The 26,319-nt window shown below is 72.9% G+C and carries 21 protein-coding genes and 1 tRNA gene; 11 read left to right on the top strand and 11 right to left on the bottom strand.

The features are described 5' to 3' along the window. The first annotated feature begins 154 nt into the window (after positions 1–154). The 5 genes from AMK16_RS24060 to AMK16_RS24040 all read left to right on the top strand — a co-directional run bounded on the left by AMK16_RS24060 (position 155) and on the right by AMK16_RS24040 (position 6,736). A complete protein-coding gene (locus AMK16_RS24060) occupies positions 155–1,810 on the top strand; it encodes an outer membrane protein assembly factor BamB family protein (RefSeq protein WP_073919176.1) in 1,656 nt (551 codons plus the stop codon). A 43-nt stretch (positions 1,811–1,853) separates the two neighbouring features. Further along, a complete protein-coding gene (locus AMK16_RS24055) occupies positions 1,854–3,566 on the top strand; it encodes an outer membrane protein assembly factor BamB family protein (protein WP_073919173.1) in 1,713 nt (570 codons plus the stop codon). Between the two features lie 127 nt (positions 3,567–3,693). Further along, positions 3,694–4,383, top strand: a complete 690-nt coding sequence (locus tag AMK16_RS24050; protein WP_073919171.1) for a response regulator transcription factor — start codon at positions 3,694–3,696, stop codon at positions 4,381–4,383. 124 nt (positions 4,384–4,507) lie between these two features. Beyond that, entirely contained in the window at positions 4,508–5,467 is a 960-nt protein-coding gene (galE, locus tag AMK16_RS24045) for a UDP-glucose 4-epimerase GalE (RefSeq protein WP_073919168.1), read from the top strand. Between the two features lie 498 nt (positions 5,468–5,965). Beyond that, entirely contained in the window at positions 5,966–6,736 is a 771-nt protein-coding gene (locus AMK16_RS24040; protein WP_073919164.1) for a LuxR C-terminal-related transcriptional regulator, read from the top strand. Here AMK16_RS24040 and AMK16_RS24035 read toward each other — a convergent pair. Next, entirely contained in the window at positions 6,695–7,192 is a 498-nt protein-coding gene (locus AMK16_RS24035; RefSeq protein WP_073919162.1) for a MarR family winged helix-turn-helix transcriptional regulator, read from the bottom strand. The genes AMK16_RS24040 and AMK16_RS24035 overlap by 42 nt on opposite strands. Positions 7,193–7,352: 160 nt before the next feature. Between AMK16_RS24035 and AMK16_RS24030 the strand changes: the two genes are divergently transcribed. Continuing rightward, a complete protein-coding gene (locus AMK16_RS24030; protein ID WP_073919160.1) occupies positions 7,353–8,219 on the top strand; it encodes a trans-aconitate 2-methyltransferase in 867 nt (288 codons plus the stop codon). A 71-nt stretch (positions 8,220–8,290) separates the two neighbouring features. On the opposite strand, the gene AMK16_RS24025 is transcribed toward AMK16_RS24030, so the two are convergent. Further along, the gene (locus AMK16_RS24025; RefSeq protein WP_242438891.1) at positions 8,291–8,959 is read right to left on the bottom strand and encodes a TetR/AcrR family transcriptional regulator; all 669 of its coding nucleotides are present in this window, start codon (positions 8,957–8,959) and stop codon (positions 8,291–8,293) included. Beyond that, a complete protein-coding gene (locus AMK16_RS24020) occupies positions 8,959–9,939 on the bottom strand; it encodes an acyl-CoA desaturase (RefSeq protein WP_073919156.1) in 981 nt (326 codons plus the stop codon). Before AMK16_RS24020 ends, AMK16_RS24025 begins: the two co-directional genes overlap by 1 nt. Before the next feature lie 469 nt (positions 9,940–10,408). Between AMK16_RS24020 and ppc the strand changes: the two genes are divergently transcribed. Then, positions 10,409–13,156, top strand: a complete 2,748-nt coding sequence (gene ppc, locus AMK16_RS24015; protein ID WP_073919629.1) for a phosphoenolpyruvate carboxylase — start codon at positions 10,409–10,411, stop codon at positions 13,154–13,156. 78 nt (positions 13,157–13,234) lie between these two features. Here ppc and pth read toward each other — a convergent pair whose 3' ends face one another. The 5 genes from pth to AMK16_RS23990 form a co-directional block, all read right to left on the bottom strand. Beyond that, a complete protein-coding gene (gene pth / locus AMK16_RS24010; RefSeq protein WP_073919154.1) occupies positions 13,235–13,825 on the bottom strand; it encodes an aminoacyl-tRNA hydrolase in 591 nt (196 codons plus the stop codon). 98 nt (positions 13,826–13,923) lie between these two features. Then, on the bottom strand, positions 13,924–14,508 hold the full coding sequence (locus tag AMK16_RS24005; protein WP_073919151.1) for a 50S ribosomal protein L25/general stress protein Ctc: 585 nt from the start codon (positions 14,506–14,508) through the stop codon (positions 13,924–13,926). A 182-nt stretch (positions 14,509–14,690) separates the two neighbouring features. Beyond that, entirely contained in the window at positions 14,691–15,668 is a 978-nt protein-coding gene (locus AMK16_RS24000) for a ribose-phosphate diphosphokinase (RefSeq protein WP_073919148.1), read from the bottom strand. A 134-nt stretch (positions 15,669–15,802) separates the two neighbouring features. Next, a complete protein-coding gene (gene glmU / locus AMK16_RS23995) occupies positions 15,803–17,248 on the bottom strand; it encodes a bifunctional UDP-N-acetylglucosamine diphosphorylase/glucosamine-1-phosphate N-acetyltransferase GlmU (protein WP_073919145.1) in 1,446 nt (481 codons plus the stop codon). A 157-nt stretch (positions 17,249–17,405) separates the two neighbouring features. After that, positions 17,406–17,477 (bottom strand) — tRNA-Gln (locus tag AMK16_RS23990). Between the two features lie 159 nt (positions 17,478–17,636). Between AMK16_RS23990 and AMK16_RS23985 the strand changes: the two genes are divergently transcribed. Beyond that, positions 17,637–18,983 carry a sensor histidine kinase gene (locus AMK16_RS23985; RefSeq protein ID WP_073919142.1) on the top strand — a complete coding sequence of 449 codons (1,347 nt, stop codon included), beginning with the start codon at positions 17,637–17,639 and terminating at the stop codon, positions 18,981–18,983. Between the two features lie 430 nt (positions 18,984–19,413). Here AMK16_RS23985 and AMK16_RS23980 read toward each other — a convergent pair whose 3' ends face one another. Together AMK16_RS23980 and AMK16_RS23975 are read right to left on the bottom strand one after the other, a co-directional pair. After that, on the bottom strand, positions 19,414–19,923 hold the full coding sequence (locus AMK16_RS23980; protein ID WP_073919140.1) for an SUKH-3 domain-containing protein: 510 nt from the start codon (positions 19,921–19,923) through the stop codon (positions 19,414–19,416). Between the two features lie 2 nt (positions 19,924–19,925). Next, positions 19,926–20,498 carry a YwqJ-related putative deaminase gene (locus AMK16_RS23975; RefSeq protein WP_079191688.1) on the bottom strand — a complete coding sequence of 191 codons (573 nt, stop codon included), beginning with the start codon at positions 20,496–20,498 and terminating at the stop codon, positions 19,926–19,928. A 230-nt stretch (positions 20,499–20,728) separates the two neighbouring features. On the opposite strand from AMK16_RS23975, the gene AMK16_RS23970 reads away from it, so the two are divergent. The 3 genes from AMK16_RS23970 to AMK16_RS23960 all read left to right on the top strand — a co-directional run bounded on the left by AMK16_RS23970 (position 20,729) and on the right by AMK16_RS23960 (position 25,390). Then, positions 20,729–21,760, top strand: coding sequence for an SMI1/KNR4 family protein (locus AMK16_RS23970; protein WP_073919138.1), 1,032 nt, complete (start codon positions 20,729–20,731; stop codon positions 21,758–21,760). A gap of 7 nt (positions 21,761–21,767) precedes the next feature. After that, positions 21,768–24,365 carry an SUKH-4 family immunity protein gene (locus AMK16_RS23965; protein ID WP_073919136.1) on the top strand — a complete coding sequence of 866 codons (2,598 nt, stop codon included), beginning with the start codon at positions 21,768–21,770 and terminating at the stop codon, positions 24,363–24,365. A gap of 122 nt (positions 24,366–24,487) precedes the next feature. Continuing rightward, positions 24,488–25,390 (top strand): DivIVA domain-containing protein, encoded by a 903-nt coding sequence (locus tag AMK16_RS23960; protein ID WP_073919134.1) that lies wholly within the window; start codon positions 24,488–24,490, stop codon positions 25,388–25,390. 15 nt (positions 25,391–25,405) lie between these two features. Here the strand turns inward: AMK16_RS23960 and AMK16_RS23955 are convergent, their stop codons facing one another. Then, complete coding sequence (locus AMK16_RS23955) at positions 25,406–26,266, bottom strand: hypothetical protein (RefSeq protein ID WP_242438873.1); 861 nt, start codon at positions 26,264–26,266, stop codon at positions 25,406–25,408. Positions 26,267–26,319 lie beyond the last annotated feature (53 nt).

Genomic DNA, 26,319 nt, shown 5'->3' with positions numbered 1-26,319 from the left:
CCGCCGGGCCCCCGCGCGGGCAACTGGCCGGATAACGACGGCATCACGGGCCGGTCCGCCCTTGGGAACAGGGGGCGGACCGGCCCGGCGTAAGGACGGTGTCAGTGATAGAAAGGTCATCCTCCCCGACCCCTGACACCGAAGGTACGCGCTGATGACCGAGCCGCCACAGCCGCCGAACCAGCCGCCGACTCCTTCCGGTTACGGTCACCTGCCCGGGCCGCCGCAGCCCGGTTACGGCTACCCGCAGCAGGGCCAGAACCCGTACGCCCAGCAGCCGTCCGGCCCGCCGCAGCCCCCCACCGTGCAGCAGCAGCCCGGTCCCGGCTACGGTTTCCCGCCACCGCCCCCCGGCGCGCCCACCATGGCGACGGGCGCCGCGGGCGCCCCGCGCAAGAAGAAGACCACCCTGCTGATCGCCGCCTCGGTCGCCGCGGTCCTCGTCGCCGGCACCGTCGCGTACGTGGGCTTCTTCCGCGGCGACGGCAAGGACCCCCAGCCGCCCGTCGCCCAGGGCTCCCCGCCCGCCGATGCCAAGCCCTCCGGCTCCCCTTCCGTCGACAAGGGCGACGGCAGCGGCAACGGCGCCGCGGAGGCCGACCTCAACTCCGGCCGCAAGCAGGGCGAGGACAAGGTCCTGTGGCTCAAGACGGCCAGGATCGACGGTCCCGGCATGGGCGTCGAGGCCACGGGCCAGTGGGTCGTCGGCGACACCGTCGTCAAGGGCGTGTGGAAGTCCCTCACCGGCTACGCGGTCACCGACGGCAAGGAGAAGTGGACCCTGCCCTTCCCGGCCGCCATCTGTGCCGTCACCCCGCAGACCACCGCCGAGGGCAAGACCGTCGTCATGTACCGGGACGGCGAGTCGGACAGCGCCTCCTGCACCCAGATGCGCGTCGTCGACCTCAAGACCGGCAAGGAGGTCTGGTCCAAGGAGGTGCCCAAGGAGCAGCTCTTCGACATCTTCACCAGCCCCACCGTGGCCATCACCGGCGACACCGTGGCCATCAGCCGCGGCGGCACCGCCAGCGCCTTCAAGGTCGGCACCGGGGACAAGCTCTTCGCCAGCACCCAGGCCGGCGAGGGCTGCAAGCCCGACTCCTACGTGACCGGCAACAACAAGATGATCGCCCTCGCCACCTGCCTGGACGAAGACAAGACCGCCGAGGTACAGGGCACCGACCCGGTCTCCGGCAAGAAGACCTGGACCTTCCGGGCCCCCAAGGGGTTCAAGGTCACCAGCATCTACTCGGTGGACCCGCTCGTCGTGGACCTCGGCAACGAGACCTCGAAGGAACGCTCCATCATCGTCATCGGCCCCGACGGCAAGCGGAGCGCCACCGTCACCGGCGAGGGCAAGTTCGCCACCGGCTGCGGCGACACCGGCATCTTCCGGTCCCTCTCCACCTGCTCCAAGTCCGTCGTCGACGCGGGCACCCTCTACCTGCCCACCTCGCCGGGCGCCGGCCAGGGCAACGAGATCGTCGCCTTCGACCTGGCGGGCGGCAAGGTCAAGTGGCGCACCCCGGCCGGGGACAAGCGCACCCTCACCCCGGTCAAGGCCGCCGGCGGGCAGCTGATCGTCTACCGCAAGGCCGAGGAGGACAAGGGCGGCGAGATCCTCTCGATCCCGGCCGCCGGCGGCGCCCCCACCGCGCTGCTGCGCCACCCCTCGGGCCCGGCCGCCCCGGTGGAGAGCTCCTTCCGCACCCCCGAAGTCGACTACGTGGACGGGCGGTTCTTCCTCTCCTCCACCCGGCTGACCGCCAAGGGCACGGACGAGAAGCTCCTGATGGTCTTCGGCAAGTGAACGCGTCGTCCCCGAGCCGCCCAGCGAGAGGCAGTAGCACACCATGAGCACCCCGCCGCCCCCCAGCCAGCCGCCGTCCGGCGGCTTCGGAGCGCCGCAGGACCCCCCGCCGGGCGGGTTCGGCGCCCCGCCGCCCGTACCCCCGGCGCCCCCGGCCCCGCCGCAGCAGCCGCCGACGCAGCCCGCCTACGGGTACCCGCAGACGGCACCCGGCTACGGCTACCCGCAGCAGCCCGGGACCCCGCCGCCCTTCGGGCCGCCGACCACGCCGATGCAGGCCCCGCCGCCTCCGGCCGCCGGCGGCAACAACGACAAGCGCAACCAGCTGATGATCGTCGGCGCGGCCCTCCTGGCCATCGTGCTCATCGTCGGCGGTGGCCTCTGGTACGTCTCCGGCGACGGCGGCAGCGGCAACAAGCGCGACACCTCGGCGGACGGCGCCCCCGGCGCCGGCCCCGGCGGCGACAAGCCCCAGGGCGTCCCGGGCAGCGAGAAGGCGCCCGCCAACCCCAAGTCGAAGGTGCTGTTCAACCAGCCGAGCCCGCAGCCGGCCGAGGTCGTCGGTGTCATGGGTTCCTGGCTCACCGACTCCACCTACGTCAAGACGGACGTGGCGAAGGTCGTCGGCTACAACCTCGTCGACGGCGGCAAGAAGTGGGAGCTGCCCTTCCCGGGCGAGCTCTGCGGCGCGACCAGGCACGTCAGCGGCGGCAAGACGGCGGTCCTGTTCAAGCCCGCCCTGCCCACCGCCGAGAACAAGTACCCGCGCTGCTCCGAGGTCGGCGTCATCGACCTGGAGACCGGCAAGCTCGCCTGGTCCGGCAACGCCAAGAGCGCCAACGGCGGCGACCGGCCCGTGGACTACTACGAGGTCACCCTCAGCGGCCAGACCGTCGCCGCCGCGGGCGTCTCCGGCGGCGGCGCCGCCTGGAACCTCGCCGACGGCAAGGCCCTGTGGACGCCCAAGGTCGACGGCGAAGGCTGCCGCGACACCGGCTACGCGGGCGGCGAGGCCCTCGCCGTGATCCGCAAGTGCGGCCAGAGCCCCAACTACACGCTGTACGCGCAGGTCCTGGATCCGGCCACCGGCGCCCCCACCGCCTCCTACAAGCTCTCCCCGGGCATCGACTACGCCGGGATCGTCTCCACCAAGCCCCTCATCGTCGCCGCCGACGTCGGCAAGACCGCCAAGAACGCCACCGGCGTCAGCGACCTCTTCGTCGTCGACCCCAAGGGCGAGCTGAAGACGCGCATCTCGCTCGCCTCCGGCAACTTCGCCGGCAAGTGCGCGGCCACCGAGGTCGAGAAGTGCTCGGGCATGCTCGTCGGCAACGGCAAGCTGTACCTGCCCTCGTACGAGCACCAGGGCGCGGACTCCGGCGGCGGGCGCACGAACGAGCTGCTCTCCTTCGACCTGGAGACGGGCAAGCAGACCACCGACCGCGCCGACGCGGGCGAGCGCTACACCATCTTCCCGCTCCGCATGGACGGGTCGAACATCATCGCCTACAAGGAGCCCCCGTATGACAAGGGCGGCCAGATCGTCAGCATCGACGGCAAGACGATGAAGGAGACCCTCCTCATGGAGAACCCGGCGGACAAGGCGACGCAGCGCGTCGAAACCGCCTTCTCCCCCGAGTACTCCGAGTACCGCTACCACAACGGCAAGCTCTTCATCTCCCGCACCAACGTCCGCAAGCCGTCCTCGGACCGGGGCGACCCGGAGTACCTCTTCGTGTCCTTCACCGCGAGCTGACCGCTCCGCACCACCGCGCGCCCCCGGAAGCTCCGCCCTTCCGGGGGCTTTCGCACGGTAACCGCCGCGCACCGTCGAACAAGCGTGTAGCTTGCCGGGTCACAAGAGTCGGGGGGTGGGTACGGCAATGGGCGTACGGGTCGTGGTGGTCGACGAGCACCGCCTGCTGGCCGAGGCGCTCGCCTCTGCCCTGAAACTGCGCGGTCACCGGGTACTCGCCGCCGCCGCCCCGGCCGCCGGCGCCGCCGAACTGGTCATCGGCCGCGCCCCCGAGGTCTGCCTCCTCGGCACCGCCACCCCCGCCGAGCCCGGGGTCTTCGAACCCGTCGTCCGCATCAAGCGGGAACGCCCCCAGATCGCCGTCGTCGTGCTGGGCCCGGTGCCCAGCCCGCGCGGGATCGCCGCCGCCTTCGCCGCCGGCGCCTCCGGCTACGTACGCCACGACGAACGCATCGAGGGCGTGGAGCGGGCCCTGGCCAAGGCCAGGGCGGGCGAGGTGGCGATCGCCCCGCAACTCCTCCAGGGAGCCTTCGCGGAGCTGCTCAATCCGGCGGCCCAGCCCGATGACGAGGGCAGCCGGCTGCTGCGCCTGCTCACCCCGCGCGAGGTGGAGGTGCTGGTCCGCGTCGCCGAGGGCGAGGACACCCGGCTCATCGCCGCCGGCATGGCCATCGCGCCGAGCACCGCCCGTACGCACGTGCAGCGGGTGCTGATGAAGCTCGGCGTGGGTTCGCGGCTGGAGGCGGCCGCCCTGGCCGCCCGTACCGGACTGCTGGACCGGGCGGTGCCCGCGCAGCGTTCCGCCACGCTCGGCTGACGGGGCGGCGTCCCGGTGCGGTGCCCCGGCCGCCGATTTCCCCACGGGGCGGCTCATCGGGTAAGCCAGGGACTCAGCACGCGCACGCACCGGCGTGCGTTCCCCCGCGAGAGGCAGTAGGCAAGTGAGCAAGTACCTGGTAACCGGTGGCGCCGGATACGTCGGCAGCGTGGTCGCGGCGCACCTCCTGGAGGCGGGCCACGAGGTCACCGTCCTCGACGACCTCAGCACCGGCTTCCGCGCCGGCGTCCCGCAGGGCGCCGGCTTCATCGAGGGCCGCATCCAGGACGCCGCCTCGTACCTGGACCCCTCCTACGACGCGGTGCTGCACTTCGCGGCGTTCTCGCAGGTCGGCGAGTCCGTGGTGAACCCGGGCAAGTACTGGGAGAACAACGTCGGCGGCACCCTCGCCCTGCTCGGCGCCATGCGCGGGGCGGGCGTGCGCAAGCTGGTGTTCTCCTCCACCGCCGCCACCTACGGGGAGCCGGCCGAAGGACCGCTGACCGAGTCCTCGGTGACCGCGCCGACCAACCCGTACGGGGCTTCGAAGCTGGCGGTCGACCACATGATCGCGGGGGAGTGCGTGGCGCACGGCCTGGCGGCTGTCTCCCTGCGCTACTTCAACGTGGCGGGCGCCTACGGGCAGTTCGGCGAGCGGCACAGCCCCGAGACCCACCTGATCCCGCTGGTCCTCCAGGTCGCGCTCGGCGAGCGGGAGTCGATCTCGGTGTTCGGCGATGACTACCCCACCCCGGACGGCACCTGCGTCCGCGACTACATCCACGTCGCGGACCTGGCGCAGGCCCATCTGGCCGCGCTGGAGGCGGCGAGCGCCGGGGAGCACCTGATCTGCAACCTCGGCAACGGCAGCGGGTTCTCGGTCCGTGAGGTCGTCGAGACGGTGCGCAAGGTGACCGGGCGCGAGATCCCCGAGGTCCTCGCTCCGCGCCGGGCCGGCGATCCGGCGACGCTCGTCGCCTCCGCGCGGACGGCCCACGAGCGCCTGGGCTGGACCCCGAGCCGCCCCGACCTCACCGGCATCATCACGGACGCGTGGAACTTCGCGCGCACGCACGCCTCCTGAACCACCATCGCCCGCCCGGGACCACGGCCCTCTCCGCGCGCCCCCGCACCCGCCCCCGCCGATCAGGGGGCTGCGGTGCGGGGGCGCGCGCGTGCCCGGAACGCGCGGGGACGGCGCACCACGCGCGGGCGCCCTGCGCGCACACGCCGGGTGAAAGGCGCACCGTGCAACTGCCCGTGGCACACGCCCGTCGGGAAGCCGCCATCCGGACCTTCAGGACAGTCGAAATCAAGCCACCACAAAGGCCGTTCCCCGGCGTCCCGCTGGAAAATCGCGGGGAAAACTTCTGCTATTCGGCCAACCGCGGACCACGCCGCCCCCTACGCTGATGCGTGACACCGGTGGGGGCCGGTGTTGATTCAGGGGTCGAGACAAGTCGGGTACGGCGTCCGCTCCGGGGTAGTGCAGAGATGTCACGGCGGCGGCCGGGACAGCTGAGGATCACCCGGTCCGGGCGCCGTACCCGCCGTCGTCCGTTCCCCGACCCTTGGGGGTTTTGTGGTTCGTATCCGGGTCCTCGTCGTCGACGACCACCGCATCTTCGCCGAATCTCTCGCGGCCGCCCTCGCGGCCGAGCCGGACGTGGACGTCTCCGCGGCCGGCAGCGGCCCCGCCGCGCTGCGCTGCCTCGAACGCGCGGTGGCCGAGGGCCGCCGCTTCGACGTCGTGCTGGTCGACGCCGACCTCGGCGCCGCCGCCGGGACCGTGCCCGCCCAGCGGGAGCCGGGGTCCGGCTCCGGGCCGCCGCCCGCCCCGGACGGCATCGCGCTGGTCGCCGGGGTGCGGGTGACCCACCCCGGGGTGCGCGCGGTGGTCCTCGCCGAGCGCGACGATCCCAGACGGGCGGCCCAGGCCCTGCAGGCCGGGGCCTCGGGCTGGGTGGCGAAGGACTGCTCGCTCTCGCGGCTGCTCGCCGTCATCCGGGGGGTCCTGCGCGAGGAGACCCACCTGCCGCCCGCGCTGCTCACCGGGGTGCTGCGCGAACTGACCGCGGCGCGCAAGCACCGGACGGACAGCGAGCGGCTCGTGGAGTCCCTCACCCCCCGTGAACACGAGGTGCTGCGCTGCATGGTGGCGGGGCTGGGCCGCAAGGACGTGGCGGCGCGGCTGTTCCTGTCCCCGCACACCGTCCGCACGCACATGCAGAACGTGCTGGGCAAGCTGGGGGTCCACTCGACCCTCGCCGCGGTGGCGCTGGCCCGGCGGGCCGGCGTGCGACCGGCCGACCTAGCCGGGGATGTTGTCGAACGGAGCGGTCAACTGGCGTAGCAGCCCGGCGAGATCACCGCGCTGGCCCTGCGAGAGCTGGGCGAGGATGGCCCGTTCCTGGGCCAGCAGCCCGGCGAGCGCCTGGTCGGCGCGGTCCCGGCCCTCCGGCGTCAGCCGCACCAGGACCCCGCGGCGGTCGCTGGGGTCCGGCAGGCGCTCGACGAGGCCCTTCTTGGCGAGCCGGTCGATGCGGTTGGTCATGGTGCCGGAGGTGACCAGGGTCTGGGTCAGCAGCTGGCCGGGGGAGAGCTGGTAGGGCGCTCCGGCGCGGCGCAGGGACGTCAGGACGTCGAACTCCCAGGGCTCCAGGCCGTGCTCGGAGAAGGCCAGCCTGCGGGCACGGTCGAGGTGGCGGGCGAGCCTGCTGACGCGGCTGAGAACCTCGAGCGGTTCCACGTCGAGGTCAGGGCGTTCCCGCCGCCATGCCGCTACCAGTCGGTCGACCTCGTCCTCCATGCCGATCAGTGTACGGGGTCTGTCGACATGAAGTCTCTTCACGTCATGTATCTCGCCGCCAAGTATCTTGGTGTCGAGATATAAACGCGGCCGGTGTGGGGCAGGGACGGGCCGGAACGGATTCCGCTTCCGACCGACCCGCCAGCAGGGAGGCTCGAACATGCATTCCGACACCGCGCAGGCCGCGGTCCCCCCGCCCACCGCCCCCTCCGTCCCCGTCTGGGACCCCCAGCAGTACCTGCGGCACTCCGGCCACCGCACGCGCCCCTTCCTGGACCTCCTGCACCGCATACCCGAGCTCCCCACCGCCCGCGCCCGCATCGCCGACCTCGGCTGTGGCCCCGGCAACGTCACCGCCCTGCTCGCCCGCCGCTGGCCCGCGGCGCGCATCACCGGCTTCGACCTCTCGCCGCAGATGCTCCGGCGCGCGGCCGAGGACCACGCGGGCCCCACCCCCGGCGGCGGCAGCCTCGACTTCCGGCCCGCGGACCTCACCACCTGGCTGCCCGACGAGCCCTACGACCTCATCGTGTCCAGCGCGGCCCTGCAGTGGGTGCCCGGCCACCCCGGCTCCTTCGCCGCCTGGATCAACGCCCTGCGCCCCGGCGGAACCTTCGCCTTCCAGGTTCCCGACAACGTCCGCGCCCCCAGCCACGCGCTCCTCGCCGAGCTCTGCGACGCCCCGCGCCGGCGGCATCGGCTCGGCGGCCTCGGGGCCCGTTACACCCACCTGCTGGAGCCCGCCGAATATCTCGCCCGCCTCACCGAGCTGGGCTGCGCCGCGGACGTCTGGGAGACCGGCTACCACCAGTTGCTGCAAGGCCCCGACCCGGTGTTCGAGTGGGTCAAGGGCACCGCCCTGCGGCCCGTCCTCACCGCCCTCGGCGACGACCGGGAGGCGATCGACGCCCTGCTGACCGAATACCGCGACCTGCTCCGCGCGGCCTACCCGCCCGGGCCGCGCGGCACCGTCTTCCCCTTCCGGCGCATCTTCGCCGTGGCCCGCAAGGAACACCTGCCGTGCTGACGCGGGTACGGCGGCGCCCCGCCACCGGATCTCCCGGTGGCGGGGCGCCCGCCGTACCCGCGCGGACGGGCTCAGCTCTTGCGGCGGCCCACCAGCTGCGGCTTCGACTCCAGCCCGTCCAGCCCGTGCCAGGCCAGGTTCACCAGGTGCGCGGCGACCTCCGCCTTCTTCGGGCGGCGCACGTCCAGCCACCACTGCCCGGTCAGCGCCACCATTCCCACCAGCGCCTGCGCGTACAGCGGGGCCAGCTTCGGGTCGAAGCCCCGGGCCTTGAACTCCAGACCCAGGATGTCCTCGACCTGCGTGGCGATGTCGCTGATCAGCGAGGCGAAGGTGCCCGTCGACTGGGCGACCGGGGAGTCGCGCACCAGGATCCGGAAACCATCCGTATAGGACTCGATGTAGTCCAGCAGCGCGAAGGCCGCCTGTTCCAGCAGCTCCCGCGGGTGCCCGGCCGTCAGGGCGCCCGTCACCCCGTCCAGCAGCTGGCGCATCTCCCGGTCCACGACGACCGCGTACAGGCCCTCTTTGCCGCCGAAGTGCTCGTACACCACCGGCTTGGACACCCCGGCCTTCGCCGCGATCTCCTCCACCGACGTGCCCTCGAAGCCCTTCTCCGCGAAGAGGGCCCGCCCGATGTCCAGCAGTTGCTGACGGCGCTCCGCGCCCGTCATCCGGACCCGGCGACCGCGCCTGGGCTTGTCGCTGCTGGAACTGCCGTCGATCGCCACGCCCCCCATCATGCCGGGTTCGGGGCGTCTTCCCTGCGCCGGGCGTCCAGGCGGGCCTCGGAGGGCCAGCGCACGTCCGTGGCCCAGCCCAGCTGTTCGAACCAGCGGATCAGCCGTGCGCTGGAGTCGACCTGGCCGCGCAGCACGCCGTGCCGGGCCGAGGTCGGATCGGCGTGGTGCAGGTTGTGCCAGGACTCCCCGCAGGAGAGCACCGCCAGCCACCACACGTTGCCCGAGCGGTCCCGGGACTTGAAGGGACGCTTGCCCACCGCGTGGCAGATCGAATTGATCGACCACGTCACGTGGTGCAGCAGCGCCACGCGCACCAGGGACCCCCAGAAGAACGCGGTGAAGGCGCCCCACCAGGACATCGTCACCAGACCGCCCACCAGCGGCGGGATCGCCAGCGAGAGCATCGTCCAGTAGATGAAGTCGCGCGAGATCCGCCGGAGCGCCGGATCCCTGATCAGGTCCGGGGCGTACTTCTGCTGATCGGTCTGCTCCTCGTCGAAGAGCCAGCCGATGTGCGCCCACCACAGGCCCTTCATCAGGGCCGGCAGCGTCTCGCCGAAGCGCCACGGCGAATGCGGGTCGCCCTCGTGGTCGGAGTACTTGTGGTGCTTGCGGTGGTCCGCCACCCAGCGCACCAGCGGGCCCTCCACCGCCATCGAGCCCATCACGGCCAGGGCGATCCGCAGGGGCCGCTTCGCCTTGAAGGAGCCGTGCGTGAAGTAGCGGTGGAAGCCGATGGTGATCCCGTGGCAGGCCAGGAAGTACATGAAGACCATCAGGCCGAGGTCCAGCCAGCTCACCCCCCAGCCCCACACCAGCGGCACCGCCGCCAGCAGCGCCAGGAAGGGAACGATGATGAACAGCAGGAGGGCGATCTGCTCGACGGACCGCTTGCTCTCGCCGCCGAGGGTGGCGGAGGGGTCGGGAGTGTCCGAGCGCGCGGACGCTTTCTCGGTCAGATCGGGACTGGTGGTCATGGGGTTCCCCTGGGGGTGAGGAGTCGGCAGATGCCCCGGTCACGGACCCTACGGACCCGTAACCTACGGCATCGTAAGTATGGCAAAACCGGAGGCCGGGGCAACAGGAGCACGGCCGGGGCGGACGGGCGACGGCGCGGACGACGAGACGGGCAACGACACGAGAGACGGCACGGGCAACGGCACGGGCAACGACACGGCGACGACACGGGCGGCCCGCAGCCGCCCGCCCGGGGCCGGTCCCGAGCCGCCTGCTGAGACGTTTGCCCAGGCACACGCAACGGACACCTATCCTGGTGTCGTCGGACAGCGCGGTCCGCCCGGGCAGCCCGAGCTGCGCGCCAGCCGGGGGTCCCTCCCAGACGGAGTCTGGGGGAGGCACCGCCGCGCGCCGCCGGGAGCCCACCGCCCAGTAGCGCTCGAAACACTGCAAGGAGCCGCACCTGTGAGCAGTGCTGACCAGGTCCCCCTGGCCCCCCAGCCGGCCGCCCCCCTCACCCCGGCCGCCACCGCCAACGCAGAGCTGCGCGCGGACATCCGCCGCCTCGGCGACCTCCTCGGGGAAACCCTCGTACGCCAGGAAGGCCAGGACCTCCTCGACCTCGTCGAACGCGTCCGCGCCCTCACCCGCACCGACGGCGAGGCCGCCGCCGCGCTGCTCGGCGACACCGACCTGGAGACCGCGGCCAAGCTGGTCCGCGCCTTCTCCACCTACTTCCACCTCGCGAACGTCACCGAGCAGGTCCACCGCGGCAAGGAGCTGCGCGCCCACCGCGCCGCCGAAGGCGGGCTCCTCGCCCGCACCGCCGACATGCTCAAGGACGCCGACCCCGCACACCTGCGCGAGACGGTCAGGAACCTCAACGTCCGCCCCGTCTTCACCGCACACCCCACCGAGGCGGCCCGCCGCAGCGTCCTCAACAAGCTGCGCCGCATCGCCGCCCTGCTGGAGGAGCCCGTCACCGGCGCCGGTGACCGCCGCCGCCACGACCTGCGCCTCGCCGAGAACATCGACCTCGTCTGGCAGACCGACGAGCTGCGCGTGGTCCGCCCCGAACCCGCCGACGAGGCCCGAAACGCCATCTACTACCTCGACGAGCTGCACGCCGGAGCCGTCGGCGACGTCCTGGAGGACCTCGCCGCCGAGCTCCAGCGCGTCGGCGTCGAGCTGCCCCCCGGCACCCGCCCGCTCACCTTCGGCACCTGGATCGGCGGCGACCGCGACGGCAACCCCAACGTCACCCCCGACGTCACCCGCGACGTCCTGATCCTCCAGCACGAGCACGGCATCAGCGACGCCCTCGAACTCGTCGACTTCCTGCGCGGCCTGCTGTCCAACTCCATCCGCTACACCGGCGCCACCGAGGAACTCCTCGCCTCCCTCCAGGCCGACCTCGAACGCCTCCCCGAGATCAGCCCGCGCTACAAGCGGCTGAACGCCGAGGAGCCCTACCGCCTCAAGGCCACCTGCATCCGCCAGAAGCTCGTCAACACCCGCGAGCGCCTCGCCAAGGGCACCCCCCACGAGGAGGGCCGCGACTACCTCGGCACCGCCGAGCTGCTCACCGACCTCACCCTCATCCAGACCTCCCTGCGCGAACACCGCGGCGCGCTCTTCGCCGACGGCCGCATGGACCGCACCATCCGCACCCTGGCCGCCTTCGGCCTCCAGCTGGCGACCATGGACGTGCGCGAGCACGCGGACGCCCACCACCACGCCCTCGGGCAGCTCTTCGACCGGCTCGGCGAGGAGTCCTGGCGCTACGCCGACATGCCGCGTGAGTACCGGGGCAAGCTCCTCGCCAAGGAGCTGCGCTCCCGCCGCCCGCTGGCCCCCACCCCGGCCCCGCTCGACGCCGCCGGTCAAAAGACCCTCGGTGTCTTCTTCGCGATCAAGGACGCCTTCGAGAAGTTCGGCCCCGAGGTCATCGAGTCCTACATCATCTCGATGTGCCAGGGCGCCGACGACGTCTTCGCGGCCGCCGTCCTCGCCCGCGAAGCCGGACTCCTCGACCTCCACGGCGGCTGGGCCAAGATCGGCATCGTCCCGCTGCTGGAGACCACCGACGAGCTCCGCGCCGCCGACGTGATCCTCGACGAGATGCTGGCCGACCCCTCCTACCGGCGCCTGGTCTCCCTGCGAGGCGACGTCCAGGAAGTCATGCTGGGCTACTCCGACTCCAGCAAGTTCGGCGGCATCACCACCTCCCAGTGGGAGATCCACCGCGCCCAGCGCCGCCTGCGCGACGTCGCACACCGCTACGGCGTACGGCTGCGCCTCTTCCACGGCCGCGGCGGCACCGTCGGCCGCGGCGGCGGCCCCTCCCACGACGCGATCCTGGCCCAGCCCTGGGGCACCCTGGAAGGCGAGATCAAGGTCACCGAGCAGGGCGAGGTCATCTCCGACAAGTACCTCATCCCCTCCCTGGCCCGCGAGAACCTCGAACTGACCGTCGCGGCGACCCTCCAGGCATCCGCCCTGCACACCGCCCCCCGACAGTCCGACGCAGCCCTCGCCCGCTGGGACGCGGCCATGGACACCGTCTCCGACGCCGCGCACGCCGCGTACCGCGCACTCGTCGAGGACCCGGACCTGCCCGCGTACTTCTTCGCCGCCACCCCCGTCGACCAGCTCGCCGACCTCCACCTGGGCTCGCGCCCCTCGCGCCGCCCCGACTCCGGCGCCGGCCTCGACGGCCTGCGCGCCATCCCGTGGGTCTTCGGCTGGACGCAGTCCCGCCAGATCGTCCCCGGCTGGTACGGCGTCGGCTCGGGCCTCAAGGCCCTGCGCGAGGCCGGCGGGGACGACGTCCTCGCCGAGATGGGCGAGCGCTGGCACTTCTTCCGCAACTTCCTGTCCAACGTCGAGATGACGCTGGCCAAGACCGACCTGCGGATCGCCCGCCACTACGTCGACACCCTCGTGCCCGACGACCTCAAGCACGTCTTCAGCCGCATCGAGGCCGAACACGAGCTCACCGTCCGCGAGGTCCTGCGCGTCACCGGCGGTGAGAAGCTCCTGGACTCCCACCCGGTCCTCCAGCAGACCTTCTCCGTCCGCGACGCCTACCTGGACCCCATCTCCTACCTCCAGGTCTCCCTGCTGGCCCGCCAGCGCGCCGCCGCCGCCCGGGGCGAGACGCCGGACCCGCTGCTCGCCCGCGCCCTGCTGCTCACCGTCAACGGTGTCGCCGCGGGCCTGCGCAACACCGGCTGACCGGCCCCGCGCACGATGAAGCCCCCGCACCGGTGCGGGGGCTTCGTCGTGCGCGGGCGGGTGCTCACGGGCGGGCGCTCACGCGTTGTACGTGGACTGCGCGCGCTCCAGGCCCTCGGTGACCAGGCACTCCACGGAGTCGGCGGCCCGGTCCACGAACCAGTCCAGCTCCTTGCGCTCCGTCGAGGAGAAGTCCTTCAGCACGAAGTCGGCGACCTGCATCCGGCCCGGCGGCCGGCCGATGCCGCAGCGCACCCGGTGGTAGTCCGGGCCCATCGACTTCGTCATCGACTTGAGCCCGTTGTGGCCGTTGTCCCCGCCGCCCAGCTTCAGGCGCAGCGTCGGGTAGTCGATGTCGAGCTCGTCGTGGACCGCCACGATCCGCTCCAGCGGCACCTTGTAGAAGTCGCGCAGCGCCGTCACCGGCCCGCCGGACAGGTTCATGTACGTCATCGGCTTGGCCAGCACCACGCGGCGCCCGGCCGGCCCCGGCGGACCGATGCGGCCCTCGACCACCTGGGCCCGGGCCTTGTGCGCCTTGAACTTCCCGCGGATCCGGTCCGCCAGCAGGTCGGCCACCATGAAACCGATGTTGTGGCGGTTGCCCGCGTACTCCGGTCCCGGGTTCCCCAGGCCCACGATCAGCCAGGGCGCCGCGTCGTCCGACATCAAAAGCTCCTAGGTTCCGCTACGAAGACGACCGCCGTCCCGCTCCAGTGGAGCCGGACGGCGGTCGGTCAGCAACTGCTGAGGGGTGAGGGGGAGGCTCAGGCCTCGTCGCCCTCGGCACCCTCGGCGGACGGCTCCTCGGCCTGCGGGGCGACGACCTGGATGACGGCGATGTCGCCGTCGACGGCCAGGGTGGTGCCCTTCGGGAGGACCAGGTCCTTGGCGTGGATGGTGGCGCCGGCCTCGAGGCCCTCGATGGAGACGGTGACCTCGGTCGGGATGTGCGTGGCCTCGGCCTCGACGGAGATGGTGTTCTGGAGGGTCTCCAGCATGTTGCCGCCGGCGGCCAGCTCGCCCTCGGTGACGATCGCGACGTCGACGGTGACCTTCTCGCCCTTCTTGACGATCAGGAAGTCGACGTGGGAGATCGAGCGCTTCAGCGGGTGCTTCTGCACGGCCTTCGGGATGACCAGCTCGGTGCCGCCGCCCTTGATGTCCAGGGAGAGCAGGACGTTCGGGGTGCGCAGGGCCAGCTGCAGGGCGTGGGCGTCGACGTTGACGTGCTTCGGCTCCGTGCCGTGGCCGTAGATGACGGCGGGGGTCAGGGCGTCACGACGGGCCTGACGGGCAGCGCCCTTGCCGAAGTCGGTGCGGGACTCGGCGGCAAGCTTGATCTCGGACATGTTCACTCCTCGTGGGGTGACGAAAGACGGACGACAGTCACCCGGCCGAAACGGCCTGCTACGAAGAGCGCGTCGATAACGGAGCATCCGTACCGGAAAACAGGTACGGCCTCCCTCGCCGAGCAACTCATGGAGTGTACCCGGCGAAAGAGGCCGCACCAAAAGGATCTACCGCGGAGCGGCTACTGCTGCTCCTCGAAGAGGCTGGTCACCGAGCCGTCCTCGAAGACCTCGCGCACCGCGCGCGCGACCATCGGGGCGATCGACAGCACGGTGATCTTGTCGAGCTCCAGATCCGACGGGTCCGGCAGGGTGTTGGTGAAGACGAACTCGCTCACCTTGGAGTTCTTCAGGCGGTCGGCGGCCGGACCGGAGAGGATGCCGTGCGTGGCCGTCACGATGACGTCCTCCGCGCCGTGCGCGAACAGCGCGTCGGCCGCGGCGCAGATCGTGCCACCGGTGTCGATCATGTCATCGACCAGGACGCACACGCGGCCCCTGACCTCACCGACCACCTCGTGGACGGTCACCTGGTTGGCGACGTCCTTGTCCCGGCGCTTGTGGACGATGGCCAGCGGCGCGTCCAGACGGTCGCACCAGCGGTCCGCCACCCGCACGCGGCCGGCGTCCGGGGAGACGATCGTCAGCTTGGAGCGGTCCACCTTGGCGCCGACGTAGTCCGCGAGGACCGACAGGGCCGAGAGGTGGTCCACCGGGCCGTCGAAGAAGCCCTGGATCTGGTCCGTGTGCAGGTCGACCGTGAGGATGCGGTCGGCACCCGCGGTCTTCAGCAGGTCGGCGACCAGACGGGCCGAGATCGGCTCGCGGCCCTTGTGCTTCTTGTCCTGGCGGGCGTACCCGTAGGACGGGATGATCACGGTGATGGAGCGTGCCGACGCGCGCTTCAGCGCGTCGATCATGATCAGCTGCTCCATGATCCACTTGTTGATCGGAGCCGTGTGGCTCTGGATCAGGAAGCAGTCCGCGCCGCGCGCCGACTCCTGGAAGCGGACGTAGATCTCACCGTTCGCGAAGTCGAAGGCCTTCGTCGGCACGAGGCCGACTCCCAGCTGGTGCGCGACCTCCTCGGCCAGCTCGGGGTGGGCGCGGCCGGAGAAGAGCATCAGCTTCTTCTCGCCGGTCGTCTTGATCCCGGTCACAGCACTGTCTCCTCAGACGTGTTGAAAGCTGCTCGCCCCCGTGCGCGTCCGTCCCGCACACGGTGAGCCAGCCGAATTGCGTGCACCTATCACGGTACGCCGTCCCCGGCGCACCCGTTTCCGGTCAGTTCACCTCAACGGCCGTCGGAGTCCACCTGGACCGCCGACTGGGCCGCCGTCGCGGCAGCGCTTCCCGGACGCTTCCGGGCCACCCATCCCTCGATATTCCGCTGCTGGCCGCGGGCCACGGCCAGGGCGCCGGGCGGCACGTCCTTCGTGATCACGGAACCGGCGGCCGTGTAGGCGCCGTCCCCGATGGTGACGGGCGCCACAAACATGTTGTCCGAGCCCGTCTTGCAGTGCGAGCCGACCGTCGTGTGGTGCTTGTGCTCGCCGTCGTAGTTCACGAAGACGCTCGCCGCGCCGATGTTGGTGTACTCGCCGATCGTCGCGTCACCCACGTAGGACAGGTGGGGCACCTTGGTGCCCTCGCCGATCGTCGCGTTCTTCATCTCCACGTACGTGCCGGCCTTGGCCTTCGCACCGAGGTCCGTCCCCGGGCGCAGGTAGGCGAAGGGCCCCACGGTGGCCTGGGGACCCACGACCGCGCTCTCCGCGACCGTGTTGTCCACGCGGGCGCCCGCGCCCACCCGGGTGTCCTTCAACCGGGTGTTGGGGCCGACCTCGGCCCCCTCGGCGACGTGCGTGCTGCCGAGGAGCTGCGTACCCGGGTGGATCAGGGCGTCCTGCCCGAAGGTGACCGTCACGTCCACGAACGTGCTGGCGGGATCGACGACCGTCACGCCCGCGAGCATGGCCCCTTCCAGCAGGCGCGCGTTGAGCAGCGCCCGCGCCTCGGCCAGCTGTACCCGGTTGTTGATGCCGAGGATCTGCCGGTGGTCCGCGCCGACCGCGGCGCCCACCCGGTGCCCGGCCTCGCGCAGGATGCCGAGCACGTCGGTCAGGTACTCCTCGCCCTGGCTGTTGTCGGTGCGCACCTTGCCGAGCGCGTCGGCGAGCAGCGCGCCGTCGAAGGCGAAGACACCGGAGTTGATCTCGCGGATGGCGCGCTGGGAGTCGCTGGCGTCCTTGTGTTCGACGATGGCCGTCACGGCGCCGCCGGCGTCACGGACGATCCGCCCGTACCCGGTGGAGTCCGGCACCTCGGCGGTGAGCACGGTGACGGCATTGCCGTCGGCGTCGTGCGTCAGCGCGAGCTGCCGGAGCGTCTCGCCGGTCAGCAGCGGGGTGTCGCCGCAGACGACGATGACGGTGCCGTCGACGACGCCCCCCAGCTCCTCCAGGGCCATCCGGACGGCGTGCCCGGTGCCCTTCTGCTCGTGCTGGACGGCGGTGCGGACCGCGGGGTCGATGTCCGCCAGGTGCGCGCCGACCTGCTCCCGCGCGTGCCCGACGACCACGACGAGGTGTGCGGGGTCCAGCTCACGGGAGGCGGCGACGACATGACCGACGAGCGAGCGCCCGCAGATCTCGTGCAGGACCTTGGGAGTGGCCGACTTCATGCGGGTGCCTTCACCCGCTGCGAGTACGACGACGGCTGCCGGGCGGTTGGCGCTCACGGGTGTGCCCTTCGGCTTCGGGGGTGGACCCGTGCAGGATACCGGTGCCCGAAGTGGCCCCGGTCTGGCGGCCGGGGGTGGCGCGGAGCGCATGGGCAGGGGGGCGGGGAACGGAAAAGGGCCCCGACCGGAGGTCAGGACCCGAATTCTGGCGGAGCTCCCCTGTCAGGACTCGAACCCGAACATAAGGCACCAAAAGCCTCAGTGCTGCCAATTACACCACAGGGGATAGTGAATACTGCTAGATCGGACATTTCATTGCGCCGATCAAGCTGGCGATCCCTACTATGCCGTACCACCCGCCCTTACCGCGACGGTACTCGTCCCCGCCGCTGCGGCGCCGGATATCCCCGGAGCCGCAACGGGGGCGCTGGCTAGGGTGGGCGGTATGACCAGTACGGGGGAAGTGGAAGGCCGCGCTGGGCCGCCTTTGTGGTGGACGCGGCGGCGCGATGTCGTGGTGGACGGCGTGTTCGGCGGGGTGTCCGCCGTCGAGTGCGCGTGGGAGGGGGTCTCCTTCGCCCGAGAGGCCGGGTTCCCGGTGGCCTTCGGGGTGTTGTCCGGGCTCGTGGTGGGGGCCGTGCTCGTGCTGCGGCGGCGCTGGCCGATCGCCGTGGTGCTCGTCGGGATCGCCGTGGCGCCGGCCGCGATGGGGTTCCTGCTCGGGGTGGTGGGCCTGTACTCCCTGGCCTCCTCCGAAGTGCCCCGGCGGATCATCGCCACCCTGGCCTCCATGTCCCTCGCCGCGACCTTCGTGGTGATGTACCTGCGCACCCGCGGGGACGTGGAGGCCGACGCGACGCTGGTGGTCGTGCTGTCCGTGTTCGTGGCGGTGGCGCTGACCGTGCCGCCGGTGCTGTTCGGCCTGTACGTCGGGGCGCGGCGGCGGCTGATGGAGAGCCTGCGGGAGCGGGCGGACTCGCTGGAGCGGGAGCTGTCGCTGCTGGCCGACCGGGCGGAGGAGCGGGCCGAGTGGGCCCGGACCGAGGAGCGCACCCGCATCGCGCGCGAGATGCACGACGTCGTGGCGCACCGGGTGTCGCTGATGGTGGTGCACGCGGCCGCGCTGGAGGCGATAGCGGTCAAGGACCCGGCGCGGGCCGCGAAGAACGCGGCGCTCGTGGGGGACATGGGCCGGCAGGCGCTGACGGAGCTGCGCGAGATGCTCGGCGTGCTGCGGGCCGGGAAGCCGTCGGAGTTGGCCGCGCGCGCCGGGGCCGCCACGACTGCCGCGGCCGCGGCGGTTGCGCCGACGGCCACGGCCGCCACGGCCGCCCTGGCCGTCGCGCTCGTGGGGGGCTTCGACGACGGGCCCTCGATCGGCGAGCTGGAGGCGCTGGTCGGGCAGTCGCGGGCGGCCGGGATGGCCGTGGAGATGCTGGTGCAGGGCGAGGGGGCGGCGTACGCGGCGGAGGTGGAGCAGACGGCGTACCGGGTGGTGCAGGAAGCGCTGACCAATTGCCACAAGCACGCTCCCGGCGCGCGGGTCGTGGTGCGCCTCGCGCACCGGGGCGGCGAGGTGGCGATGCAGGTGGAGAACGGACCGTGCGACGGGACCTCCGCCGAGCCGGGGCTGCCCAGCGGGGGCAACGGGCTGGTCGGCATGCGCGAGCGCGTGCTGGGGCTGGGCGGGGTGTTCGTGGCCGGTCCGACGGACGCGGGCGGGTTCAAGGTCTCCGCGGTCCTGCCGGCGCCCGCGACGGCGGCGGCGACGGCGGCAGCGGCGAGGAGTTAGGCCGGGCTGGACGCGCCCCCCTCGGGCGGTGGATCCCGGCCCGCCCGCCGTCCGGGACACGAGCCCGGCGGCTCCGTCGACCTGCAAACCCGTGGGCGCATCGGCGCGCAGGCCGGCAGGCCGACTGGCCCGCAGGCGCGTCGGCCCCTCGGCGTGACTGCCCGTCGGGCTTCGGCCCGTGGGCATATCGGCCCGTCGGCCCGGCGGCCCGTGGGCGCATCGGCGCGCAGGCCGGCAGGCCCGCAGGGGCGTCGGCTCCCGGGCGGGTTCTGCCCGGGCGTACGTCGGCCCGTCTGCTTTGGACCCGTAGGCCCGTGGGACATCGGCGCGTAAGTCGGCAGGGCGCACGCGCGTTCGCTCGTGGACCGGTCGGCCCGGCGGTCCCTCCGCGGGCCCGGCCCCCGGCGGTCCCGGCGGTCCCGGCGGGGCGTCAGGACGTCGTCAGGCGGGTGGGCTGGAGGCCCGTGAGGAGGAGGGTGAGGGCCTCGTCCAGGCCGCCGCCGAGGTACCAGTCGCCGGTGTGGTCGATCCCGTAGACGCGACCCTCGCGGTCGATGGCGAGGTGTGAACTCCCGTCGGCCTCGACCCCGAGGGGGCACAGCTGGGTGGACAGCGCCCGGCCGAGGTCGGCGAAGGTGCGGGCGAGGTGCAGGCCGGTGAGCGGGTCCAGCCGGAGCGTGGTGGGCGCTATCTGGCGGCCCGGGCCGGGGGCGCCGACCGTCAGGCCGCCGAATTCGGCCCAGGCTTCGACGGCCGCGGGGAAGACGGTGTGCCGGTGCCCGGCGGGCGTGGTGTGGTCCCGGAGGGCGTCGGCCCAGAACTCGGCCTGCTTGATGTCCCAGCGGCCGGGCTCCCAGCCGGCGGTGCGCAGGGCGGAGTTCACGGCGGCGGGGAAGCGGGTGGCCGCGGAGCGGTCGTAGGACGCTGAGGCGGTGGTCATGGCTACTCGGAGGGGGTGAGGTCGACGGGTCGTACGCCGAAGTGGGCGAGGAGTGCTTCGCAGGAGCGGCAGGGTGGTGCATAGCTGCCGTGGAGGGGGTCGCCGTCCTCGCGGATGCGGCGAGCGGTGATCTTGGCGTGTTTCAGGGAGCGGCGGGCCTCGCTCGGGGAGAGCGGTTTGCGGGAGGCGCGCCGGGACCGGGCGCCTTCGACCGCGGCCAGGTGCCGGGAGAGCAGGATGGCCTCCGGACACCGGCCGGTGAACCGTTCGCGCTGGCCGCTGGTGAGGGTGTCGAGGAAGTCCTGGACGAGCGGGTGGAGCGCGGGCGGCTGGTCGGCCTTGCCCGCGGTGCCGGTGAGGGTTTCGCCGCGTACGGAGAGGGCTGCCGCGACGGTGGGGAGGATGCCGTCGCGCCGGAAGCGCAGGACGGGTGCGGCGGGCCGGCCGTCGGTGCTGCTCCAGCGCAGGCGGGGATCGCCTGCGGGGCCGCCCGGTTCGGCGGCTGCGGGGTCCGACGGTCCGGGGGGTCCCGGGGTTGCGTCGGCCGGATCTGTACGTGTTGCCGTGTTCTGCATGGTCGTGCATTCCCTCCCGTGGCGGCGGTGGTGGCCGCTGTCGCGCACGCCCCCGTGCTGCGGGGACAGCCTGCCAAATGTCACCTGTCATGCGGAAGCGGGGTCGAATATTCGTATCAATTCGGATGTTCCCGGCCCCGGGTGGGGTGCGCCGGTCGCGGGCGGGTGAGGCCCTTGCCCCAGCGCATAGGCTGTGGTGAACCAGCCAGATCCAGCAGGGGGCTACCGCCATGACGACAGGCCGGCTCGGGCAGCAGGCCGCGCCACCCAACGCCGCTTACTCGGGGCAGGTCGTGCACTTCCCGGACCCGGTCCGGGCAGCTCGGCATCCCCACGGGGTGCGGATGGACGGCAACGGGCATCCGGACTTCTCCGCCTACGCGCGCGCGGCGGTGGAGATCGCCGAGCCCCCAGAGGGCTTCGGGGTGGACGAGCTGCGGCTGACGGACTACGTGTCCGCGAACGCGGCGATGCGGGCGGCCGGCCACGAGCTGTGGGACACCGTGGGCCCCGTCGCGACCCCGCACGGCTGGACCTGGCACCACGTCGCGGGTTCGCGGCGCATGGAGCTGGTCCCGGTCGAGGTGAAGGCGCTGCTGCGGCACCACGCGGGCCTGACGACGGCGCCGGTGGACCACGACAAGCGCGGGACGCGGCCGTTGCAGGAGGTGCGTCCGGCGCACCTGGAGCTGCCGAAGTCCGTGGTGTCGGTCTCCGAGGAGCAGGTGCAGGGCGTCGAGGAGGACCTCGGCTACCGGCTGCCGGAGGCGTACCGCTCCTTCCTCAAGGCGGCGGGCGGCTGTGCGCCGGTCGGCGCGGGGCTGGACGTGGACCTCGGGGTGCTGGTGGACCAGCCGTTCTTCACCGTGCGCGAGGAGGCGGCGGTCAATGACCTGGTGTACGTCAACAAGTGCCTGCGGGACCACCTGACGAAGGACTACCTGTGTGTGGCCTTCGCGCAGGGCGGCCTGCTCGCGGTGAAGGTGAAGGGCGAGGGCGTCGGGACGGTGTGGTTCTCCCCGTACGACGACGCCCGCGACCGGGACGGCTGGTCGGTCCAGGAGCGCGTGGAGCGGCTGTTGCTGCCGTGCGGCGGTGATTTCGACGCCTTTCTGGAGCGGTTGGCGGGCAACCCGCCGGAGCTGGAGACGGTGGCCGGTCTGATGGTGGACGGCGGATTCGCGCGCTCGGTTCCCGTGGCGGGTGCGGTTGCCGCCGGGGGGCCGGTTCCCGTGGTGCGTGCCGGTTCGGATGAGGGGTGACGGCGCGGTGGTGACATTTGCGCAGGCGCAGGAGCGCGCCGAGGAGTGGATCAACGGCGACGTGCCCGCGTACCAGCACCGGGAGGTGCGGGTAAGGGAGTTCGGGCTCGGGTTCGTGGTGTGGGCGGAGGACCGCGCGGCCGGTCCGGTCTCCGGTGGTGGCCGGCATCGTCTGGTCATCGCACGGGACAGCGGGGAGGTGACGCTGTGGCCGGGCCTGCCGGTGGGTGAGGTGATCCGCCGGTACGAGGAGGATTACGGGGGGTCGGCGGCCGCGGTGGCTGCGGAGGCTTCCGTTCCGCCGCCGCGGATCGACTCGGAGCAGACCTCGTTCATGCTGAGCCCGCCGGAGTGGCTCCAGGAGGCCGCGGACCGTGCGGGAATTCCGCGGGGCGCGGGCTCCGGTGCGACCCCGGCGGCTTCCGGACAGTCGGCTCCGGCCCCGGCCCCGGCCCCGGTTTCGGCCCCCGCTCCGGGTTCGTCTTCCTCGGGCTCGGCTTCGGGCTCGGCCTCGGGCTCCTCTTCTTCTTCGGATTCCGTTCCCGCCGCGCCGGAGTCGGCGCCGGAGCCGGTTCCGGCCGCCGCCGGGTCCGCGCAGGGCCGCGTGGATGTGGATGCGGTACCGCTGCGGCGCGGGGGTGAGATCCCCTACGAGCCGACCGCCAACGACGGTGTGCCGGCCGATGCCACGCCGTGGGCCGGGACCGATGTGAACCCCGGTACGGACGACGTGTCCGTGCCGCTGCCCGCGACCGTGTTCGCGCCGCCGCTGTCCGGGTCGGACCTGGACGACGCCCCGTCGTCCGGCGTGGCCCCCGAGGCGCAGACCACCCTGATGCCCGGCGGCAGCGGGCTGCCGAGGACAGCGGTCGTGCCGGCGATCGGCACGGAGGCGAGTGACATCGCCGACGCGCCCACCAGCAAGGCCCAGCTCTCCCGCCCGGCCGCTCGGGGCGCCTCGGCGCAGCCGCCGACGCCGCCGGGCCCGCCCGGGGTGCCGGGTGGCTCCGCCGGTCCGGGCTCCGGGGAGCAGCCGTCGTCGCCGGGCGGGCAGGCCGCCCGGCCGGCCGGGGCTCCCGGTACGCCGGCGGGTGGGATCGACCATGCCGCGACGATGCTGGCGGGGCCCGCGGTGGGTCAGCCGCCGGCTCCTCCCGGTCCGCCCGGTGCGCCGGGTGGCGCGGCCCATCACGCGGCCACCATGCTCGCGGGTCCCGGCGTACCGCAGCCTCCCGGCCCGCCGGGTGCGCCCGGTACTTCGGGTGCGAACCAGCCTCCCGGTCCTCCCGGTCCTCCCGGTCCGCCCGGGGCTCCCGGTACGCCGGCGGGTGCGATCGACCATGCCGCGACGATGCTGGCGGGGCCCGCGGTGGGTCAGCCGCCGGCTCCTCCCGGTCCGCCCGGTGCGCCGGGTGGCGGGGCCCATCACGCGGCCACCATGCTCGCGGGTCCCGGCGTACCGCAGCCCCCCGGCCCGCCCGGCGCGCCCGGGGCTCCCGGTACGCCGGCGGGTGGGATCGACCACGCCGCGACGATGCTGGCCGGCCCCTCCGTCGGCGGGCCGCCGGCGCCCCCCGGCCCGCCGCCGGGCGGCCCGGTCGCCCAGCAGCCCCCGGCGCCCACCGGCGTGCCCACGGTCGGCCCCGGCTACCAGGCCGTGCTCCGCTACCGCGCCCCCGACGGCTCCGAGCAGCAGCTCATCCGCCGTTCCGCCCCCGGCACCCCGCACCCCGAATGGCAGATCCTGTACGAGCTGCGCGCCATGAACGTGCCGCCGCAGCAGGTGCTGGAGCTGCACACCGAGCTGGAGTCCTGTGAGCTGCCCGGCGGTTACTGCGCCCGGATGATCCGGGAGACCTGGCCGCAGGTGCGGATCACCAGCGTGGCGCCGTACGGCAAGGACCACGCGGGACGCCGGCAGGGCATGCGCCACCTGCTCACCCACCAGGGCGAGCTGCACCAGGTGGCCGACGGACCGGCGCGCCCCGCGCCGGTGCGGGCACCCCTGCCGCAGGTGCAGCTGCAGCCGGCGATCCCGCTGGACGCGATCGCGCAGGAGCTGGCGGGGGCGTTCGGGCCGCAGGGCGTGTTCCGCTTCGACCAGCGGGCGGTGTCCCGTCAGGGCGTGCCGGAGATCGTGGCGCAGACGCTGATGTGGTCGGGCCTGCCCGTCGACTTCGGGCCGTTCTTCTGGGCGCAGGCGGTGCCGGGCCAGCCGGTGCCGACGCTGGCCGAGCTGGCCGCGCAGCGGCAGGTGCAGCCGGCGTCCGACGCGGGTTCGTACCTGGTCGTCGGCAGTGACTTCGGCAAGGCGCTGTGCGTGCAGTACGGCACGGCGCACATCGTGGCGGTGCCCGTCGAGGGTGGTCCTGGCGGCGCGCCGGTGCCGCCGCAGTTCGTGAACTCCAGCCTGCCGCAGTTCGTGCGGTCCCTCGCGATGCTGGGCCACATGTGGCGGCTGCGCCAGCACCTGACGCCGGAGCAGGCGGGACGCTGGACGGTCGATTTCCAGACGAACCTTGCGGGCCTGGACACCGGGGCACTGGCTTCGCCGGAGAGCTGGTGGTCGGTGCTGCTGGAACAGATGTGGGACGGACTGCTCTGATCGGATGATCGGTTCATGGCCGGGCCGAGCCCCTCGAACAGGGTCTCGGCCCGGCCATTCCGGCTTCTGGGAGCAAATGACGCATCCTTGGCAGGAATCCCCGCGAGAGAGGCGCTTCCCGGATGAGTGCACCCATTGCGACCGTGCGCGGCCGTGGTTACCGCAAGGAAGAGGTCGACCGGTATCTCGCCCGGCTCTCCGGCAGCCGTGACGAGGCATGGGAACGCGTCGCACGCCTGACCGTCCTGGCCAAGCAGATGGAGGCGGAGGCGGCGCGGCTGCGCGAGGCGGTCGCCACGCTGGCTCCGCAGACGTACGAGGACCTGAGCGAGCGGGCCCGCCGGATCCTGTTGCTCGCGCAGGAAGAGGCGGACTGCGTACGGGCGGACGCGCGCGCGGACGTGTTCACGACGCAGGGCGCGGCCGAGGCGCACGCGGACCGGGTGGCGGAGCTGGCGCGCCAGGACGCGGAGTCGGTGCGCGAGCAGACGGAGGTCCGGGCCCGGCAGGGGCTGTTGCGGGCGCAGCAGGAGGCGGACGCGGCGCGGGCGGAGGCGCGGGACGACGCGGAGGCGTGGCGCGGCGAGGCGCAGGCGGCGCTGGACGAGATGCGGCGGCGGTCGCAGGCGCTGCTGGCGGAGCGCGAGCAGGAGCAGGCGGAGCGCTGGGAGGCGGCCGAGCGGGAGCTGGCGACGCGCGAGGCGGAGCTGGAGGCACGCCACACGGAGCTGGAGCGGGCGGCACAGGCACGGCTGGCGCAGGCCCGGCGCGACTTCGCCGAGGCGGAGGAATCGGCGCGGCACGGGCAGGAGGACGCGGAGGCCGCCGCCGGCGAGGTGATCGCGGCGGCCAGGGTGCAAGAGGAGCGGATCGGCCGGGAGACGGAGCGGATCCTGCGGGAGCACGCCGAGTCCCAGGAGGAGATGCGGGCGCACATGAACCACGTCCGCTCCAGCCTGGCAGCCCTGACGGGCCGCACCCCGGCCTGGGAGGGTCCTGCCGATCAGGCCGGGCCCGGGGCGTGATCGGCAGGACCTTCCCTAAGAGGTGCGCTGTGCCGGTACCGCGGGCGCGGGGGTGTCGTAGCGGTACGGGTCGCTGCGCAGGCCTCTGGCCGTGACGACCACCGTGAAGGGCGGCGCCAGCGGCGTCGGCAGCGGGGCCCTGAGGGCGCCGGTCAGCGGGTCGGGCGCGGCAGGGAGGGGCGTGTCGTCGACGGTGACGTGGGTCGTGGCGCCCACCGGGTCCCGGGTGAAGCCGCCGCCCTCGACCGTGAGCAGGCCGCCGGAGAGGGAGACGTCGGTGATCACCGGGTTGGCGCGGGTGGCCAGCTTGTTCAACAGGTACGCCCCCGCCGGAGCCCCCGTCAGGGCCCATATCTCGGTGGGCAGGGGCGGCAGGCCGCCGGCCACGTCCGAGAGGAAGAACAGCACGACGTAGAGCATCGTGACCGCGCTCAGGACGACGTACTGCAGGTCGACCAGGTCCGTCCGGCCGCTGTCGTTCGCGATCAGCTCCCGCAGCGGCCGGCGCCCCGAATCCGCGTGCCTGGGGGCCGGCTTGGCCAGGGTGCCCTTCTCCACCCGCATGCCGACGACCGTCTTCGCCCCGATCAGGGCCGCGTACGGGCCTCCGAGCAGCGGCAGGTACACCGTCGTCAGCGCGGACAGCGGGCCGTGGCCGCCCCGGAAGTAGCCGGCGGCTCCGCCCGCGGTCAGCCCGTAGCCCAGCGTGGTGAGCAGCAGCCAGACGAGGATCACCGTCCAGGCCAGGGCCAGCGCCGTCGAGGTGGACAGCCGGCCGTCGCGGCCCGTGATGAAGGCCGGGTGCCGGCGCAGCCGCACGGCGAGCGGTACGGTCAGCGCGGCCAGGAGCGCCAGTGCGCAGAGTGCGGAAGCCATGTGTCGTCGTCCCCCCGGAAAACGGTCTCGGGCAAGGCTTACCTGTTGGCCCC

Source organism: Streptomyces sp. CB00455, assembly GCF_001905445.1.
GTDB lineage: Bacteria > Actinomycetota > Actinomycetes > Streptomycetales > Streptomycetaceae > Streptomyces.
Note: the sequence above shows the minus strand (reverse complement) of the source record. Positions and strands in the feature narration are given on the sequence as shown.